The organism is Micromonospora sp. NPDC093244 (assembly GCF_040683695.1).
Classification (GTDB): domain Bacteria; phylum Actinomycetota; class Actinomycetes; order Mycobacteriales; family Micromonosporaceae; genus Micromonospora.
The window spans coordinates 1868712-1885606 of record NZ_JBFBEO010000001.1 but is presented as its reverse complement, the minus strand read 5'-3'; the positions used below and the strand labels follow the sequence as shown (position 1 = coordinate 1885606).

Below are 16895 nucleotides of genomic sequence, written 5' to 3'. Positions count from 1 at the left end.
CCGCGACCGTCCGACCCGACCATCCCGACGCGGCGCTGCTGCTGCGCGAGTACATGACGGAGATGGTGGTGTGCTATCACGGCCGCCCGGCCCGGCCCGTCCCGGTGAGGTCGACGCGGCGCTGACCGAGATGCCGAGCGACGACCTGGCCCCGCCGGGCGGGCTGCTCCTGGTCGCTCACCACGGGGGTGACCCGGCCGGCTGTGCCGGGCTGCGCTGGCATCGCGGCTGGGCCGAGTTGACGCGGGTGTTCGTCCGACCCGCGCACCGGGGCGCCGGTGGGGGAGCGGCACTGCTGGCCGCCGTCGAGCAGCGCGCGCGGGCGGCCGGGGTGGACCGGATCCGCCTCGACACCCGCCACGACCTGGTCGAGGCCCGCGCCCTGTACGTCCGGCACGGCTACGTCGAGATCCCGGCGTACTCGCACGGCCCGTACGCCGAGCACTGGTACGAGAAGCAGTTGACGAACGCGCCGCAAGGCGCTAAATAAGAAGAGGAAGTTGAGTCACCCCGACTCAACTCAACACCTTCGGCCAGGAGAACCGAGGAGGCATGACCATGTTGATGCGTACCGACCCGTTCCGCGAGATCGACCGGCTCGCCGAGCAGTTCTTCGGTACGGCAGCTCGTCCCGCGATGATGCACCTGGACGCCTACCGCGACGGCGACTACTTCTACGCCGCGTTCGACCTGCCCGGCGTCGACCCGGACACCATCGACTGCACCGTCGAGCGCAACGTGCTCACCGTCCGCGCCGAGCGCCGCCGGCCCTCCGGCGAGAGCGTCGAACTGGTCGCCGCCGAACGCCCGATGGGCACCTTCACCCGGCAGCTGTTCCTGGGCGACACCCTGGACACCGACAATCTGGAGGCCGGCTACGAGCACGGGGTGCTGACATTGCGCATCCCCGTGGCCGAGCGCGCCAAGCCCCGCCGCGTGACCATCAGCGCCAACGGCGACGGGCGCCGGCAGATCAACGCCTGATCCGCAGCAGCGCCCCGGCGGCCGGTGCCCCTACCCGCAGGCACCGGCCGCCGGCTGCTGCGGGCGTACCCCCTCGGACCGCGCGTAGAGCGCGGCGAGCGCGTGCGCGGTGTCGGCGACCCGGTCGCGCAGCTCGGCCGGGGCGAGCACCTCGACCTGCGCGCCGAGCTTGAGCATCTCGACGCAACCGTGCCGGACGGACTCGATCGGGACGGTCGTGGTGACCCAGCCGTCCGCGTCCGGCGTGTCGGCGTGCTCGTGCGCCGCGCGGCTCATCGCCGGCGGGAACAGGTACACCGTCTGCGCCAACGCCGAGGCGGTCATCCGCACCCGGGCCTCGGCGCGGTACACGCCGCGCTCGTACCGCGAGGCCTGCTCCCGCCAGCAGTCCGCCAGGTCGAATTCGGCGGGCCGGTCCGCGGGCTCGTCCAGCACGGCCAGCTCCAGGATCGCGCCCACCCGGTAGGTGCGGACCTGCCCGCCGGCGGCGGCAACCAGATACCAGCGGCCGGCCTTGAGCACCACACCCAACGGGTCGAGGGTCCGGGTCACCTCCCGGGGCGTCTTCCACCGGCGGTACCGGACCCGGACCCGACGGTCCTCCCACACGGCGGCGGCAAGCGCGGCCAGGTGCGGTGTGGGCTCGGGCTCACGGAACCAGGTAGGCGCGTCCAGGTGGAACCGCTGCCGGATCCGCGCGCCCCGGTCGGCGAGATCCGACGGCAGCGCCGCGCGCAACTTCAGCTCCGCCGTGGCCAGCACCGAACCCAGCCCCAGCTCGGCGGCCGGCCCGGGTACGCCGGACAGGAACAACGCCTCCGCCTCACCTGCCGTCAGCCCGGTCAGCCTGGTCCGGTAGCCGTCCAGCAGCCGGTACCCACCGGCGGGGCCGCGCTCGGCGTACACCGGCACCCCGCTGGCGCCCAGCGACTCCACGTCGCGGTACACCGTGCGCACCGACACCTCGAGGGCCTCGGCCAGCTCGGCGGCGGTCATCCGCCCCCGCGTCTGCAGGAGCAGCAGCAGGGACACCAACCGGCTGGCTCGCACCGCCCGACGGTAACCGCCGCGCCCGCGCGGCCCCACCCCGGCGGGTGTCGGCGCGCCTGCGCGGCTAACCCACCCGATGCTGAGAACCTTTTTCACATGGTGTCCTCCGACGCTCCGGTGCTCGCCCGCCCCACCGGCCGGCCGGCCCTGCCCGACGGGCCGGTCGACGTCACCGAGGCGTGGCTACGCAACCGCCGGCTGTCCGAGCACACCCGCGACGCCTACCGGCGGGACGTCACCGGCTGGCTGCACTGGTGCGCCGACCAGGACCTCGACCCGTTGCGGGCCACCTTCCTGCACGTCAACGAGTACGCCCGCGCGCTGGAGTCCACAGTCGCCGCGCACAGCGGCCGGCCGCTGACCCCGGCCACCGTGGCGCGTCGTCTCTCCGCGCTGTCCAGCTGGTACGACTTCCTGGTCAAGCTCGGCGGGGTGCCGGCCAACCCAGTCTCCGGCGCGGACCGGCCCCGCGTCGACCGGGACCACTCGGCCACCGTCGGCCTGACCCCCGAGGAGGTCGACGCCCTGCTCAGCGCCGCCGACGCGGACACCGGCCCGACGGCCGCGCGCAACCGGGCGGCCCTCGCGCTCCTTGCCGACCTGGGCCTGCGGGTCGGGGAGCTGATCTCGCTGGACCTGACCGACCTCGGCACCGAACGCGGGCACCGCAGCGTGCGCTTCGTCGGCAAGGGCGGCAAGCAACGCCGCCGCGCCCTCACCCCCGGCACCGGGTACGCGGTGGACGCGTACCTGGCGCAGCGGGCCGCCGCCGCCGGCGTACCTGTGACGCAGCTGACCGGGCCTCTGCTGGTCACCGCCAGCGGTGCCCGGCTGGACCGGCACTCGGTGTTCCGGATGGTCAGGCGGCTCGCCCGGGCCGCAGGCATTCCGGCCTGGGCGAGGCTGTCCCCGCACTCGCTGCGGCACGCCTTCGCCACCACCGCCCGGTCCGAGGGCGTCCCCCTTGAGGACGTGCAGGACGCGATGGGCCACGCCGACCCGCGGACCACCCGCCGCTACGACCGGGACCGGCACAACCTCGACCGCGATCCGGCGTACGCGGTGTGGGCGGCGCGGTCCCGCCGTCGCGGCTGACCGTCACACCCCCGCCCTAGCTTGGGGTGATGAGATACGGTCTGGAAATTCCGTGCGGCGGCGGGGCGGTCGCGGTGTCCACCCTTGTCGAGTTGGGTGAGCTGGCCGAGCGCGCCGGCTGGGACGGGGTGTTCCTGGAGGACTACGTCGTGCACTACCGGGGCGACGACCCGTACACCTACGACCCGTGGCTGGTGCTCGCCGTCATCGCCGCCCGGACCGACCGGGTGCGCCTGGGCACCACGGTCACCGCCCTGCCCCGGCGCCGCCCGGCGAAGCTGGCCCGCGAGGTGCTCACCCTCGACCACCTCAGCGCCGGCCGGGCCACCGTCGCGGTCGGCGTCGGCGACCCCGGCGACAGGGGCCTGGCCGCGTTCGGCGAGCCGACCGAGGTGTCCGTGCGCGCCGCGAAGCTCGACGAGGGCCTCGACCTGCTGACCGGCCTGCTCAGCGGCGAGCCGGTCCACCACCGGGGCGTGCACTACCGCGCCGACGGCGTGGCGCTGCGACCGCCGCCGGTGCAGTCGCCCCGGGTTCCGGTGTGGGTCGGGGGAAGCACCCAGGCCGGCGCGGTCCGACGCCGCGCGGCCCGCGCCGACGGCATCGTCCCGTACAAGCTCACCGACACCGACGGATGGTCCGACTTCACCCCCGACGAGGTCCACGACCTCGTGCGCACCCTGCCACCGACCCGCGCCGACGGCCAACCGTTCGACGTGGCGATCGGTGGGCGGCGACGCAACCCGGACGAGCGCGCCGAACGGGCGTACCTGCGCCAGGTGGCCGACGCCGGGGCCACCTGGTGGCTGGAGTACGTCCCGGTCGGCGACCCGGCGACGATGCGCGCCGCCGTGGCCCGAGGGCCGCTGCGCTGACCCTCGGGCCTGGCGGTTCAGCCCTGCGGGCGGGGGCAGATGCAGAACGGCTGGCCGATCGGGTCGACGAGCACCACCCAGCGCTCCCCGCCGGGCTGGAACTCCGGCTTGGACGCTCCGGCGGCGACGAACTCCTTCTCGGCCACTGCCAGGTCGTCCACGTAGAGGTCCAGGTGGTATCGCTGCTGCCCGGCCGGGTCCGGCCAGGACGGCGGCTGGTACCCCTGGACCAGGCCGAATCCGATGGACGTCCCACCGCCGCTGATCATCGCGTACTCGGCTTCGCTGTGGGTGATCTCCCAGCCCAGCAGTCGGTGGTAGAAGGCGGCGTGCGCGGCGGGGTCGGAGCTGTCCAGGTTGACCATCGCGAGGTCGGCGGTTGTCGTCATGTCCGCAGTCTCACCCGCCCTACCTGTCATCCACTGTCAGGTACGTCGGCGTTTCTCGCCCCGAGCTCCTCAGCAGAGCAGGTCCAGGTGGTGGTGGGCGTCCTCGGCGATCTCCTCGTGCCGCAGCCACCGCCGCGCCCACAGCCGGGCGGCCAGCTCCGCCTGCTCGTCACCCCACGCGGCGTGCTCGACGAGCAGGGCGGCCGTGAGCGCGTACGCCAGGCGCAGCGCCAGGCCGCGCGCACCGGCGGTCACCGCGTCGGCGGTCGGGTCGGCCGTCACGGCGGTGATGGTGTCGCCGAGCTGCGCGGCGGTGGTGGCCAGGGTGTCGGCCAGTGCCGGCGAGAGCGGCCGGGCCAGGTCCACGGCGGCGGCGAGCCGGCTCAGCAGCGGCGCCCCGGCGTCCTCGCGGGTCAGCGCGCGCAGCACGTCCAGGGCCAGCACGTTCGTGGTGCCCTCCCAGATCGGCAGCACCTGCGCGTCGCGCAGCAGGCGGGCCACACCGGTGTCCTCCACGTAGCCGGCCCCGCCGAAGCTCTCCACGTACTCGCTGGCGGAGCTGACGGCGAGCCGGCCGGTGGCGAGCTTGGCCAGTGGCGCCACTATGCGCAGCTCCGCGGCTGCCTCCGGATCGGCGCCGACCTCGACCCGCCCGAGCAGCGCGAACGCGTGCCCGGCGAGGGCGAACGCGCCCGCCGCGTCGACCGCGAGGGTGCCCAGGGTGGCCCGGTGCAGCGGCGACGACGCCAGTGGGCCGCCCGCGACGTGCCGCACGTCGGCGTACGCCCGGGCGTACGCCAGGCCGCGTCGCATCCCGCCGGCCGCCGCGGCGGCGTTGTGCACGCGGGTCACCACCACAAGGGTCATCGCCCGGACCAGCCCGGGCACGCCCGGGTCGCCCAGCGGCACGGCGTACGCGTCGTGCAGGCCGATCTCGGCGGTGGGCAGCGCGCGGGTGCCCAGCTTGTCCTTCAGGCGGTGCACGGTGACGCCCGGCGCAGGCGCGTCGGCGGCGGCCCCGTCGGCCAGGGGTGAGTCGGCCGCGTAGCGGGGCACCAGGAACGGGGCGAGCACCCGGCTGCCCCGCCCGGCGCCCTCGGGTCGGGCCAGCGCCACCGCCATCGCCGCGTCGGCCGCCGAGCAGAACCACTTCTGCCCGGTCAGCCGCCACGATCCGTCGGCGGCGGGCCGGCCGATGGTGCTGGAGCGGCCCAGGTCCGAGCCGCCCTGCGACTCGGTCATCCACTGGCCGCTGGTGATCGCGGTCGCCGGGTCGGTGGAGACCAGCCGGGGCAGCCACGCGTCACGGACCGACGCGTCGACGTCGGGCAGGCTGAGCAGCGCCGCCGCGCCGTCGGCCATCGCCACCGGGCAGGAGAACGTCGCCGACTCCGGCCCGTACAGGTGCAGCAGGGCGTGCTGCACGACCCGCGCGGCGGCGCCCCAGGTGCCGCGCGCGTCCGGCAGGTAGGGAAGCGCGACCACGGCGTGCCGGGCGGCGGCGGCCCGCTGCGCCTGCCAGCCGGCGGACGTCTCGATGCGGTCGATCCGGGCGCCCCACGGGTCGTAGCGGACCAGGGTCGGCGGGTGCGCCTCGGCGTCGGCGTGCGCCGCGCGCAGCGGCCCTGTGACATCGGCCGCCAGGTCGGCCAGCCGGCCCTTCGCGGCGGCGTGCCCGGCCGGGCCGAGGTGGCGCTCCAGCCAGGACCGCAGCAGTGCGTCGTCGGCGTACGGGTCCGCGGGGGGTGGTACCGGCTGCACGAAGCGGTTCATCGATCGGCTCCCTGGCACTGCTCGGGCGTGTGCGCCGACGGTAGACGATTCGTGGCCACCGCGAACAGGGCCCAGTTTCCCGCTTGTCCTGCCTCACCGCGACGGTGTTCTCTACGGTCGGTAGTCGTGGGGGCCGGTCAGACGTGGAGCCGACCGGCCCGGCGGAGCCGTCCGATGCGCACCGGGCTGGCATTCGCCGGGTTCGGCGTGGCGCTGTGCTGCGTCGGGGTGGCCGGCCTGGCCGCCTGGAACCTGCAGACGGTCCGTGGGGCCGCCGGGCCGATCCGGGAGACCGCCGACGGCTTCCTCAACGAGGTGACGGTCGGGGACACCACCGGGGCGTACGACAGGCTGTGCAAGGACGCGCGCAGCAGGTGGAGCGCGATCGGCTTCACCAGTTGGGTGCGTACGCCGCCGATGGTCACCGACTACGAGATCACCGACGTGTCGGTGGCCACCAAGAGTGGGCGGGCGCACGGCACGGTGACCGTGAAGGTGACACGTGACGGCGGCATCACCGAGGAGCGCCGCCTGCCAGTTGTCCGCGAGGGCGGGGACTGGCGGGTGTGCGGTGACCCCTTCTGAGCCGCCGGTCGTCCAGACCTGGCGCACCCCCGGCTTCTGCGCGAGCGGCGGGGCGTCGAGCCGATCACCTCGACGGAACTGTTGCGGCGGCGGGCGCCTCAGACCCGGGGACCGAGGTCGCCGCTGCGGTAGTGCCGCCGGCAGAGCACCTGGTAGCGCACGTCGGCGGTGTCCACGGTGTCGCCGATGACGACCTGCGCCCCCTCGCGGACCACCCGCCCGTCGACGACGCGGGCGTTGAGCAGCCCTTCCCGGCCGCACCAGCAGAGCACCTCGACCTGGATGCGGGCCACCTCGTCGGCCAACTCGAACAGGCGTTGCGCGGCGGGGAACAGGCAGGACCGGAAGTCGGTGGCGAGGCCGAACGCGAACACGTCCACGTCGTAGCTGTCCACCAGTTCGGCCATCTGCTCGACGTGCTCCACGGTGTAGAAGCAGGCCTCGTCGCAGATGAGGTAGTCGACGCGTACCCCATCGGCCCACCGGCCGCGCACGAGAGCCCGCAGGTCCAGGTCGTCGGTGACCTCGATGGCCTCGTGGGCCAGGCCGATGCGGGTGGTGACCTGCGGACCCAGCGACCTGTCGATGCGGGTGGTGACCAGACCGCGGCGGCCCTGCCGGGCGTGGTTGTAGTTCATCTGCAACGCCATCGTGGACTTGCCGCAGTCCATCGGCCCCCAGAAGAACTTCAGCGCCGCCGCGTGCACCGGACGCCCGTCGAGCCCGCGCGCCGCCGCGCACCCCGCCGGAGCGTGCGGCTGGCCGGGGAACGGGTGGGCCAGGCAGGTGGGGGCGGCAGCGGCGTCGTCAGTCACGGTCGGGCAGCCTAGCCGATCGACGGTGCCTGATCTGTCGGGTGCGGGATGCGTGCTCAGAGCACCCGGGGCGGTGTGTTGCCGGCCGCGACGATGGCCCGGCGGATCGGCACGGCGGCCAGCAGCAGGAACCCGACGACGAAGAAGATCAACAGTGAGACCAGGCCCACCCGGTACGAGGCGGTGAGCTGGAACACCAGGCCGAAGGCGAGCGGGCCCAACCAGCTGGTGCCCTTGTCGCTGATCTCGTAGAAGCCGTAGTACTCGCCCTCCTTGCCGGCGGGGATGAGCTGGCTGAACAGCGACCGGCTCAGGGCCTGGCTGCCGCCCAGGACCAGCCCGATCGCCGCGCCGAGGATCATGAACGGCACCGGCGCCTCGGCGGGCAGCCGGAACGCGCCGAGGATCACGCCCGTCCAGAGCACCAGGCTGAGCAGCACCGTCTTCCAGGCGCCGATGCGCCGGGCCAGCGCGCCGAGGCTCAACGCGCCACCGAAGGCGAGGAACTGCACCAGCAGGATGGTGACGATCAGGGTGCTCTGCTCCAGCCGCAGCTCCTCGGTGCCGTACTGGCTGGCCAGGGTGATGACGGTCTGGATGCCGTCGTTGTAGACCAGGAACGCGAGCAGGAAGAACAGCGTCAGCGGGTACGCCTTGATCTCCCGTAGCGTGCGACCCAACTGCCGGAACCCGTCGGTGAGCACGTTCCCGCCGCCGGTCAGCGCCGCGGCGCTGGGGCGTTCGCGCAGCCACCGCAGCGGCACCAGCGTGAACGCCGCCCACCACACGCCCGCCGACACGATCGACCAGCGGGCCAGGTCCAGGGTGCGCTGCGGGTTGTCGTCCTCGCTGAGCAGGGTGACCGCCACCAGGTTGAGCGCCAGCAGCAGGCCGCCGCCGAGGTAGCCCAGCGCCCAGCCACGGCTGGAGATGCCGTCGCGTTCGTCGGGGCCGCCGAGCTGCGGCAGGAACGAGTTGTAGACGACGATGGCGGCGCCGAAGGAGATGTTGGCGATGAGGAACAGCGCGCCGCCGAGCAGGTACCTGTCGCCGGTCACGAAGGCCATGGCGATCGTCGCTCCGGCGCCGGTGAACGCGGCGCCGCCGAGCAGGCGCTTCTTGTGCGCCGACCGGTCGGCGATCGCCCCGATGACCGGCAGCACGAACACGGTGAGGAACACCGACAGCGAGATGAGGTACGGGTAGTAGGACCCGGCGGCGACCTTGATGCCCAACGGGTACACCGAGCCGTCGCAGGTGTCCGCGCCCAGTTCGCAGCCGGCGGCCAGTTCGGCGACGGTGGTCAGGAACGGACCCAGGAACACGGTGATGACCGTGGTCTGGAAGGCGGAGTTGGCCCAGTCGTAGATGTACCAGCCGCTGCGCTCGCGGCGGGTGCTCGCCGGATGCGGGGCGTCGTTGGCCGTGGGGGTCACGGTCTCGGCCATCGGGGGTCCTTCGGTCCTCAGGCGGCCCAGTGGCCGCGGCTGCGGTAGACGTCGCGCAGCACGCCGACGTGATCGGTCATGATGCCATCCACGCCACGATCAAGTAAGTCGTGCATCTGGGCGGGTTCGTCGATCGTCCAGACGTGCACCTGCAGGCCGAGCCGGTGGCAGTAGTCGAGGAAGCGGCGGTCCACCACCGGCACCCGCCCGTAGCGCGGCGGCACCTGCGCGGCGACCACCGACGGGGGCAGTCGAAGCGGGCGGCCATGCAGGGAGGCGAGCCGCAGCCGGGCCACCCCGCGCATGCCGAGGCTGGTGGCGACGCGTCCCTCGGTGAGGGCGCGCATCCGGGTCAGTCGGGCGTCGCTGAACGAGGCGAGCAGCACCCGGTCGGCGGCGCCCGCCCGGGTCACGGCGGCGACCGTCGGCTCGACGCCGCCGTCGGCCTTCACGTCGACGTTGAAGCGGACCCGCGGCCAGGCGCCCAGGACCTCGTCGAGCCGGGGTACGACGGCGGCGCCGCCGACGCGTACCGACGCGAGGTCGGCCCAGGTCATGTCGGCGATGCGCCCCGGCTCGCCGGTGACCCGTAGCAGCGTCGGGTCGTGGAAGATCACCGCCACGCCGTCGGCTGTGGCGTGCACGTCGGTCTCCACGTACCGGAAGCCCAGCGCGATGGCCCGGGCGAACGCCTCGGTGGTGTTCTCGTCGCCCTCGGCCGCGCCGCCGCGGTGGGCGAACGCCAGCGGCGCGGGCGCGTCGAGGTAACCGGGTCGGGTCAGCACGCTGGGCAGTATGCCCGCGGTCGGTGGCCGGTGGGTGACCGGCGGGCGTCTGTCGCCCGCTCGGTCGAGCAGTTAGGCGCCGTTTCGTCGCCCGGCGGCGCCGTCGACGGGCGCGCGGTGGGTCAGTCGGCGGGGCGGTGGATCAGCCGGAGGCTCCGTCGGATCCGGTCGCGGAACTCGTCCCTGGTGGTCGAGGTCGACTTCCAGGTCAGGGCGGCGGAGAAGAGCAGGTCCATCACGTCGTGGGCGGTCAGGTCGGCGGGCAGGAGGCCGGGTGGGGCGATGGCGGCGATGTGGGCGCTCAGCGTCGCCCGGGCCCGCCGCTGGTAGTCGTGGAACATCGAGCCCAGCCGGGGTTCGCTGTTCTCCAGCAGCTCGTTGAGGTCGCGGGCCACCGGGGTGTCGATGTACGGGCCCATCAGCGCGTCGAGCCCCGCCACGATTCCCTCGTCGAAGCTCAGCGAGCGGTCGGCGAGGCGGACCTCCATGGCCCGCTGGGCGCGCTCCAGGACGCCCTGCATGGTGGCGCGGTACAGCTGCTCCTTGTTGGGGAACATCAGGTACAGGCCCGGTCGGGACATGCCGGCCGCCTTGGCGACGGCCTCCATGGAGGTCTTCTGGAATCCGTAGCGCCCGAACACCCCGACCGCCGCCACGAGGGCGGCGGTGCGCTTCGGGTCTTCGACATCCATCTGCGCGTTGCTCACGCTGGCCAGATTAGATGATCTTGCAGAAATTGCCCAACGTGTCAATCCGTGAGGGCGGCAGGGAGCATCATCCCGCGCTTCGGCGGTGGGCGCGACTCGGGTCGCTCGGGCGACCGGGGTCGACGTACCGGGGCCTGTCGGGTTCGTCGGGGCGGAGTGGGGCGAGGGTGTCGGTGAGCGCGTCGATGATCCGGTCGGTGGCCCGGCGGGCGGCGCCAGGGCTGGCGGACGTGGTCTCGCCCAGCTCGACGGGGTCCCCGAAGTGCACCCGGATCACCGGGCGGCGCCACAACGCGCGGGCGATGCCGCCCAGCATTCCCTTCGGCGCCCGGTAGGGCAGCACCTCGTGCGCGCCCCACTGGGCGACCGGGATGACCGGCGCGTTGCAGGCCAACGCGAGGCGGGCGGCGCCGGTCTTGCCGCGTTCGGGCCACATGCCGGGGTCCAGGCCGATGCGCCCCTCGGGGTAGATGAGGATCACCGATCCCGCCGCGACGGCGCTCGCGGCGGTCTCCAGGGCCTGGTGTACGGCGCCGGTGCCGCGGTCGACGCGGATGTGCCCGGCCCGGCGCATCGCGGCGCCGAGCAGCGGCGCGCGGAACAGGCCGGCGGTCGCCATGATCCTCGGGGCGATCCCGCGGGTCTGGCAGGCGGCGGCCATCACGAGCGGGTCGAACGGGCTGATGTGGTTGGCGGCCAGCACCAGCGGTCCACGGCGCAGGTGCGCGGGGACGTCGCCGGTGACCTCAAGGCGGGCGAGCGGGGCGACCAGGCCCCGGGTGAGCAGCAGGGCCGCACGCCAGATCAGCGGTGGCTGCCAGGTGGAGTACGCGGTGTCCATCAGCGCGACATCGTCGCATGCGGAGGCGGGGTCGCGAGGGCGGGTCGTGCTGGATGGCCCGGGGTGATCAGGGTCATTGGTCCCGGGCCGGTTCGGGTCGCCCGGCCCTGCCCGATCCTCTACGACGAGAAGTAGTATTTACTACGTCTCGTAGTACGACTCGCTGGGGGTTATCAGGTGGACGCGTTGGACGTCGCCCGTTGGCAGTTCGGTGTCACCACCGTCTACCACTTTCTCTTCGTTCCGCTGACCATCGGCCTGTCCGTGCTGGTGGCCATCCTCCAGACGATGTGGCACCGCACGGGCAACGAGCGCTACCTCAAGCTCACCAAGTTCTACGGCAAGCTCTTCCTGATCAACTTTGCCATGGGTGTGGTCACCGGCATCGTGCAGGAGTTCCAGTTCGGCATGAACTGGAGCGACTACTCCCGCTTCGTCGGCGACATCTTCGGCGCACCCCTGGCCATCGAGGCGCTCGTCGCGTTCTTCCTCGAATCCACGTTCATCGGCCTGTGGATCTTCGGCTGGGACCGGCTGCCCAAGCGGGCCCACCTGGCCAGCATCTGGGCCGCGGCCATCGGCACGAACCTGTCCGCGTACTTCATCCTCGCGGCGAACTCGTTCATGCAGAACCCCGTCGGCTACCGCATCAACCCGGACAGCGGACGCGCCGAGCTGACCGACTTCCCGGCGGTGCTCACCAATAAGGTCGCCCTGATCACGTTCCCGCACACCCTGGCCGGCTCGTTCCTGGTCGCCGGGTCGCTTGTCGTGGCCGTCGGCCTGTACCACGTGATCCGCAACCGCGACTCCGCCGACACCGGCGCGTACCGCTTCGCCACCAAGTTCGGCTCCTGGGTGGTCCTGGTCTCCTCGGCCGCCGTGCTGTTCACCGGCGACATCCAGGGCAAGATCATGACTCAGGTGCAGCCGATGAAGATGGCCGCCGCCGAGGGCCTCTACACCACCGAGAGCCCCGCCTCCTTCTCCGTGCTCACCATCGGCAGCCTCGACGGCAGCCGCGAGGTGTTCGCCCTGAAGATCCCGTACCTGCTGTCGTACCTGGGCACCGGCGACCCGAACGGCACCGTGCACGGCATCAACGACCTGCAGGCCCAGTACGCCAGCCAGTACGGCGCGGGCAGCTACACCCCGATCATCCCGGTGACCTACTGGAGCTTCCGCTTCATGATCGCCTTCGGGATGGCCGCCGCCGCGATCGCCCTGCTGGTCCTGTGGAGCCAGCGCAAGGGCCGTACCCCGCGCAGCAAGTGGCTGCTGCGCGCCGGCCTGGCCATGCCGGTGCTGCCGCTGCTTGCCAACTCGTTCGGCTGGATCTTCACCGAGATGGGTCGCCAGCCGTGGATCGTCTTCGGCGAGATGCTCACCCGCGACGGCGTGTCCCGCAGCGTCTCGCTGACCGAGGTGCTCACCTCGTTCACCGCCTTCACGCTGATCTACGCGACCCTCGCCGTGATCGAGGTCAAGTTGCTGCTGCGCTACGCCAAGGCCGGCGTGCCCGACGTCAGCGAGGAGCACCCCATCGACGACACCCATGACGACGCCGAGCGCCCGCTCGCCTTCGCCTACTGATCCCGGAGCCCATCGTGGACCTGACCACCATCTGGTTTCTCCTCGTCGCCGTGCTGTTCACCGGCTACTTCATCCTGGAGGGCTTCGACTTCGGCGTCGGCATGCTGCTGCCCGTGCTCGGCCGCGACGACCGGGAACGCCGCGTCCTGATCAACACCATCGGCCCGGTGTGGGACGGCAACGAGGTGTGGCTGATCACCGCCGGTGGCGCCATGTTCGCCGCCTTCCCGGAGTGGTACGCCACTCTCTTCTCCGGGTTTTACCTGCCGCTGCTGCTGATCCTGCTGGCCCTGATCGCCCGGGGCGTCGCCTTCGAGTACCGGCACAAGCGCCCCGAGGCGTCCTGGAAGCGCCGCTGGGACACCGCCATCGTGGTGGGTTCGCTGCTGCCGGCGATCCTGTGGGGCGTCGCCTTCGCCAACATCCTGCGCGGTGTGCCGCTGGACGCCGACCACGAGTACGTCGGCGGCCTCGTGGACCTGCTCAACCCGTACGCCCTGCTCGGTGGCGCGACGACCCTCGCGCTGTTCCTCACCCACGGCGCGGTGTTCCTCGCGCTGAAGACCACAGGTGACATCCGGGAGCGCGCCGGCGCCCTCGCGGTGCGCCTGGGTGTCGGCGCCGCCGTGCTGGCGGTGGGGTTCCTGACCTGGACGTTGAGCATCCGCTCCAGCACGGCCGCCGTCGTGCTCGCCGTCGGCGCGGCCCTCGCGCTGCTCGGTGGCCTGGCCGCCGCCCGGGTACGCCGGGAGGGCTGGGCGTTCACCGGGACCGCCGTGGCGATCGGTCTGGCCGTGGCGACCCTGTTCGCGGCGCTGTTCCCGAACGTCATGCCGTCCACCCTGGACGCGGCCGGCACGCTGACCACCACCAACGCGGCCTCCACCCCGTACACCCTGAAGATCATGACCTGGGTGGCGGTGATCTTCACGCCGGTGGTGCTTGCCTACCAGGGCTGGACGTACTGGGTGTTCCGCAAGCGCATCGGCGTGGCCAACATCCCGCAGCACTGACCGGGTGGGGCCGGTGCGCCGGCCCTACCCGGGGCGTAATTGGGCGGCCTCGGAAGATCCGCCCCGCTAGGGTGTCCCGATGCTCGTACGTGAACTCACCACCGACGACCTCGACGCCGCCTGGGAGTTGGGCCGGTTCGCGTTCGGCGGCGGCCAGGAACGCCCCGCCAGCACGAGCGTCGACGTGCCAGGCATGACCCGCTACGGCGCGTTCGACGAGGCCGGCCGCCTTGTCGGTAAAGCCGTCGACCGGCACCACGAGCAGTGGTGGTCCCGACGGACCGTACCGGCGGCCGACGTGGGCGGGGTGGCGGTCGCCCCCGAGGCCCGGGGCCGGGGCGTGGCCCGCGCCATGCTCACCGCCCTGCTGGCCGGCGCCCACGACCGCGGTGCGGCGGTCAGCGCGCTGTACCCGACGGTGGCCGCCCCCTACCGCGCCTTCGGCTGGGAGACCGCCGGGGTGCTGCGCACCGTCGACCTGGCCACCGCCAGGCTGCCCCGGCACCGGTCCGCCCCGCACCTGACCGTCCGGGCCGGAACCCCCGCCGACCTGCCCGCCGTCGCCGACCTCTACGAGCAGGTCACCCGGCACCTCAACGGCATGCTGACGCGGCGGGGGAAACTGTTCGACTTCTTCGCCGCCGACGGTGGCCTGCCCGGCGACGGGATCACCCTCGTCGAGGAGGACGGCCACCTGGTCGGCTACGCCACCTGGCAGCGGGGCAGCGGGTGCGGCGCCGACTCCGTGCTCACCGTCGACGAAGCCCTGGCCACCACCGCCGAGGCGGCCCGGGAACTCGTCGGGGTGCTCGCCCGGTGGGCGAGCGTCGCGCCGACCCTGCGGCTGTGCCCGCTCGACGGGGGCGCGGTGAGCGTCCAGTTGCCGCTGGAGGCGGCCCGCGAGCACGAGCGGAACCTGTGGATGCACCGTCCGGTCGACGTGGCCCGGGCGGTGAGCGCACGCGGGTGGCCGGACCACGCCCGGGGTGTTGTCGACTTCGGCCTCACCGACCCGATCGCCGAGTGGAACACCGGCACCTGGCGGCTGGCCGTGGCCGACGGCGCCGCCGAGCTGACCCGGATCGGCGGCGAGGCGGACCTGCGGCTCGACGTACGCGGCTTCGCGCTGCTCTACGCCGGTGCCGCCCGAGCCCGGTCGGTCGCACAGGCGGGCCTGCTGCACACCACCGGGGTCGAGCCCGACGCCCTGGACCTGCTCGGCGTCGGAGGCCCGGCGCACCTGCTCGACTACTTCTGACGGCCCGTCTCGGTTCAGGCGACGCCCGCCAGTTCGTCGTTGGCCCGCTCGGTGATGAGCGTGAGGACGCGCGCGGCGACGTCCGCCTCGGCGGGCGGGATGTCCCCGTACAGCCGGGCGGTGATGCCGGCGACGGCCTCGGCGACGCGGGCCTGCGTGGCGTGACCCGTGTCGGTGAGCCGCACGTGCGGCACGACGCCGTCGACCTGGGCGAGGTCGGCGTCGACGAGGGCGTCGATCACCGTGCGCACGGCCGGTTCGTCGACCTTGAGGGTGCTGGTGATCCGGTGCACGAGCTGTGCGCGCTCGACGGGGCCGGCGGCGAGGACGTTGAGGGCGATCACCTGGCCGAAGCTGAGGCCGAGCGGTCCGGTGACCCGTTCGAGCAGAGCCCGGGTGGCGTAGTGGGCCTGGCCGATGACCTGACCGTTGAGAGTGGACATGACGCCTCCTTCGGAACGTTGGCCTAACCAACGTTGGCGAAGCCAACGTAACACCTGATTGTGGGTAGCGCCAACGATTCCTGTTAGGCTCCGCTCATGGACCACGCGGCCCCGCAGTCACCCGCCGGGCTGCGTACCACCCCGAGTTGGCTGCTCAACCAGGCCGCCGCCCACGCCGGCCGGCTCATCAGCGCCGGCTTCGCCGCACACGACCTGCGCGGCTACCACTACCGGCTGCTCGCCGCGCTGACCGAGAGCGGCCCCGCGAGCCAGGCCGACCTGGGACGTCGCTGCGGCATCGACCGCAGCGACGTCGTGGCCGCCGTCAACGACCTGGCCGGTCGGGGGTTCGTGGTACGAGCCCCCGACCCGGCCGACCGCCGCCGCAACGTCATCAGCCTCACCGACGCCGGCGCCGACGAGGCCCGCCGCATGACCGACACCGTCGCCCGCGTGCAGGACGATCTGCTCGCGCCCCTGTCGAGCGCCGAACGCGACGAGTTGACCCGCCTGCTCACCCGGCTACTCGAGCACCACAGCCGAGGCTGACCCGCCTCAGCGGGCCTCGCGCAGCTCCGCCAATCGCGCCTCGATCTCAGCCAGTTCGGCGCGCAGCTTCTCCGCCTGCTGCTCGGCCTCGGCCCGCTCGGTGCCGAGGATCTGCTCCACCGCCTCCTGCACACCTGGCACGTCCACGAGCGCCACCATCTTCAACGCCTCGGCCGGCTTCACCACGTACGGCTTGGCCAGGGCCTTGCTGCCCTGCTGCGCGGCGACGGTCCACTCACCGTCGGCGTACGCCAGGGTCACCGTGAGGCCGGCGGGGCTCTTGGGCTTGGCGGCCTTGACCGCCCGCCGCGCCGGCGGCTTCTCGGCCTGCTCCACCTTCGGCTCCTCCTGTCGCTGCGCGGGCACCCGCGGCGTGTCCAAAACGAACTCCGGCGCGGCCGCCGCGGGCGGCTCCGGCTCGGGCTCCGGTTTCGGCTCCGCCACCCGGCGGCCCGCGCCCTTGGGCGCCACCGCCAGGTCGGCGGGGGAGAACGGCAACTCGTCGCGGCCGAACCGCACCACCACGAACTCGTCGGACACCTCCGGGTCGGTCAGCTCGACCACCTGGCCGACCTGACCGGCGATCTGCCCCGCCGACGCGGTGAACACCACCCGTGGCTTGCGCCCGGCCGCCAACGCCTCCCGGATGCTCTGCACCTCGCTAGTGGACAAACCCTGGCCGGCATCCATCA

General features: G+C 72.9%; 19 protein-coding genes. 9 read left to right on the top strand and 10 right to left on the bottom strand.

All coding sequences use genetic code 11. The features are described 5' to 3' along the window. The first annotated feature begins 70 nt into the window (after window positions 1-70). Both AB0N27_RS08390 and AB0N27_RS08385 read left to right on the top strand, forming a co-directional pair. Window positions 71-490: a GNAT family N-acetyltransferase gene (locus AB0N27_RS08390; protein ID WP_364365092.1), complete on the top strand. Its 420-nt coding sequence runs from the start codon at window positions 71-73 to the stop codon at window positions 488-490. 68 nt (window positions 491-558) lie between these two features. Beyond that, entirely contained in the window at window positions 559-984 is a 426-nt protein-coding gene (locus AB0N27_RS08385; RefSeq protein ID WP_364365089.1) for an Hsp20/alpha crystallin family protein, read from the top strand. A gap of 30 nt (window positions 985-1014) precedes the next feature. Here AB0N27_RS08385 and AB0N27_RS08380 read toward each other — a convergent pair whose 3' ends face one another. After that, window positions 1015-2034 carry a WYL domain-containing protein gene (locus AB0N27_RS08380; RefSeq protein WP_364365086.1) on the bottom strand — a complete coding sequence of 340 codons (1020 nt, stop codon included), beginning with the start codon at window positions 2032-2034 and terminating at the stop codon, window positions 1015-1017. Window positions 2035-2130: 96 nt separating this feature from the next. On the opposite strand from AB0N27_RS08380, the gene AB0N27_RS08375 reads away from it, so the two are divergent. Further along, entirely contained in the window at window positions 2131-3129 is a 999-nt protein-coding gene (locus AB0N27_RS08375) for a tyrosine-type recombinase/integrase (protein ID WP_364365083.1), read from the top strand. 29 nt (window positions 3130-3158) lie between these two features. Then, the gene (locus tag AB0N27_RS08370) at window positions 3159-4004 is read left to right on the top strand and encodes an LLM class flavin-dependent oxidoreductase (protein ID WP_364365080.1); all 846 of its coding nucleotides are present in this window, start codon (window positions 3159-3161) and stop codon (window positions 4002-4004) included. A 17-nt stretch (window positions 4005-4021) separates the two neighbouring features. On the opposite strand, the gene AB0N27_RS08365 is transcribed toward AB0N27_RS08370, so the two are convergent. Then, window positions 4022-4393 carry a VOC family protein gene (locus AB0N27_RS08365; protein WP_364365077.1) on the bottom strand — a complete coding sequence of 124 codons (372 nt, stop codon included), beginning with the start codon at window positions 4391-4393 and terminating at the stop codon, window positions 4022-4024. Window positions 4394-4462: 69 nt separating this feature from the next. Beyond that, window positions 4463-6166 carry an acyl-CoA dehydrogenase family protein gene (locus AB0N27_RS08360; protein ID WP_364365074.1) on the bottom strand — a complete coding sequence of 568 codons (1704 nt, stop codon included), beginning with the start codon at window positions 6164-6166 and terminating at the stop codon, window positions 4463-4465. Between the two features lie 174 nt (window positions 6167-6340). On the opposite strand from AB0N27_RS08360, the gene AB0N27_RS08355 reads away from it, so the two are divergent. Continuing rightward, window positions 6341-6751, top strand: a complete 411-nt coding sequence (locus AB0N27_RS08355) for a hypothetical protein (protein ID WP_364365071.1) — start codon at window positions 6341-6343, stop codon at window positions 6749-6751. Between the two features lie 98 nt (window positions 6752-6849). On the opposite strand, the gene AB0N27_RS08350 is transcribed toward AB0N27_RS08355, so the two are convergent. The 5 genes from AB0N27_RS08350 to AB0N27_RS08330 all read right to left on the bottom strand — a co-directional run bounded on the left by AB0N27_RS08350 (window position 6850) and on the right by AB0N27_RS08330 (window position 11347). Continuing rightward, complete coding sequence (locus AB0N27_RS08350) at window positions 6850-7458, bottom strand: thymidine kinase (protein ID WP_364366142.1); 609 nt, start codon at window positions 7456-7458, stop codon at window positions 6850-6852. Between the two features lie 164 nt (window positions 7459-7622). Then, the gene (locus AB0N27_RS08345; protein ID WP_364365068.1) at window positions 7623-9014 is read right to left on the bottom strand and encodes an MFS transporter; all 1392 of its coding nucleotides are present in this window, start codon (window positions 9012-9014) and stop codon (window positions 7623-7625) included. Between the two features lie 17 nt (window positions 9015-9031). Then, window positions 9032-9799, bottom strand: a complete 768-nt coding sequence (locus AB0N27_RS08340; protein ID WP_364365065.1) for a glycerophosphodiester phosphodiesterase — start codon at window positions 9797-9799, stop codon at window positions 9032-9034. Window positions 9800-9921: 122 nt separating this feature from the next. Continuing rightward, complete coding sequence (locus AB0N27_RS08335; RefSeq protein ID WP_364365062.1) at window positions 9922-10506, bottom strand: TetR/AcrR family transcriptional regulator; 585 nt, start codon at window positions 10504-10506, stop codon at window positions 9922-9924. Window positions 10507-10573: 67 nt separating this feature from the next. Then, window positions 10574-11347: a lysophospholipid acyltransferase family protein gene (locus tag AB0N27_RS08330; RefSeq protein ID WP_364365059.1), complete on the bottom strand. Its 774-nt coding sequence runs from the start codon at window positions 11345-11347 to the stop codon at window positions 10574-10576. A 177-nt stretch (window positions 11348-11524) separates the two neighbouring features. Here AB0N27_RS08330 and AB0N27_RS08325 point away from each other — a divergent pair, with 177 nt between their 5' ends. The 3 genes from AB0N27_RS08325 (at window position 11525) to AB0N27_RS08315 (ending at window position 15211) form a co-directional block, all read left to right on the top strand. Continuing rightward, on the top strand, window positions 11525-12940 hold the full coding sequence (locus AB0N27_RS08325; protein WP_364365056.1) for a cytochrome ubiquinol oxidase subunit I: 1416 nt from the start codon (window positions 11525-11527) through the stop codon (window positions 12938-12940). Window positions 12941-12954: 14 nt separating this feature from the next. Then, on the top strand, window positions 12955-13953 hold the full coding sequence (gene cydB / locus AB0N27_RS08320; protein ID WP_364365054.1) for a cytochrome d ubiquinol oxidase subunit II: 999 nt from the start codon (window positions 12955-12957) through the stop codon (window positions 13951-13953). Window positions 13954-14032: 79 nt separating this feature from the next. Then, the gene (locus AB0N27_RS08315; RefSeq protein ID WP_364365051.1) at window positions 14033-15211 is read left to right on the top strand and encodes a GNAT family N-acetyltransferase; all 1179 of its coding nucleotides are present in this window, start codon (window positions 14033-14035) and stop codon (window positions 15209-15211) included. A 14-nt stretch (window positions 15212-15225) separates the two neighbouring features. Here AB0N27_RS08315 and AB0N27_RS08310 read toward each other — a convergent pair whose 3' ends face one another. Next, window positions 15226-15654 (bottom strand): MarR family winged helix-turn-helix transcriptional regulator, encoded by a 429-nt coding sequence (locus tag AB0N27_RS08310; protein ID WP_364365048.1) that lies wholly within the window; start codon window positions 15652-15654, stop codon window positions 15226-15228. 96 nt (window positions 15655-15750) lie between these two features. Between AB0N27_RS08310 and AB0N27_RS08305 the strand changes: the two genes are divergently transcribed. Further along, window positions 15751-16203 carry a MarR family transcriptional regulator gene (locus AB0N27_RS08305; RefSeq protein WP_364365045.1) on the top strand — a complete coding sequence of 151 codons (453 nt, stop codon included), beginning with the start codon at window positions 15751-15753 and terminating at the stop codon, window positions 16201-16203. A 6-nt stretch (window positions 16204-16209) separates the two neighbouring features. Here AB0N27_RS08305 and AB0N27_RS08300 read toward each other — a convergent pair whose 3' ends face one another. After that, window positions 16210-16893, bottom strand: coding sequence for a hypothetical protein (locus AB0N27_RS08300; protein WP_364365042.1), 684 nt, complete (start codon window positions 16891-16893; stop codon window positions 16210-16212). Window positions 16894-16895 lie beyond the last annotated feature (2 nt).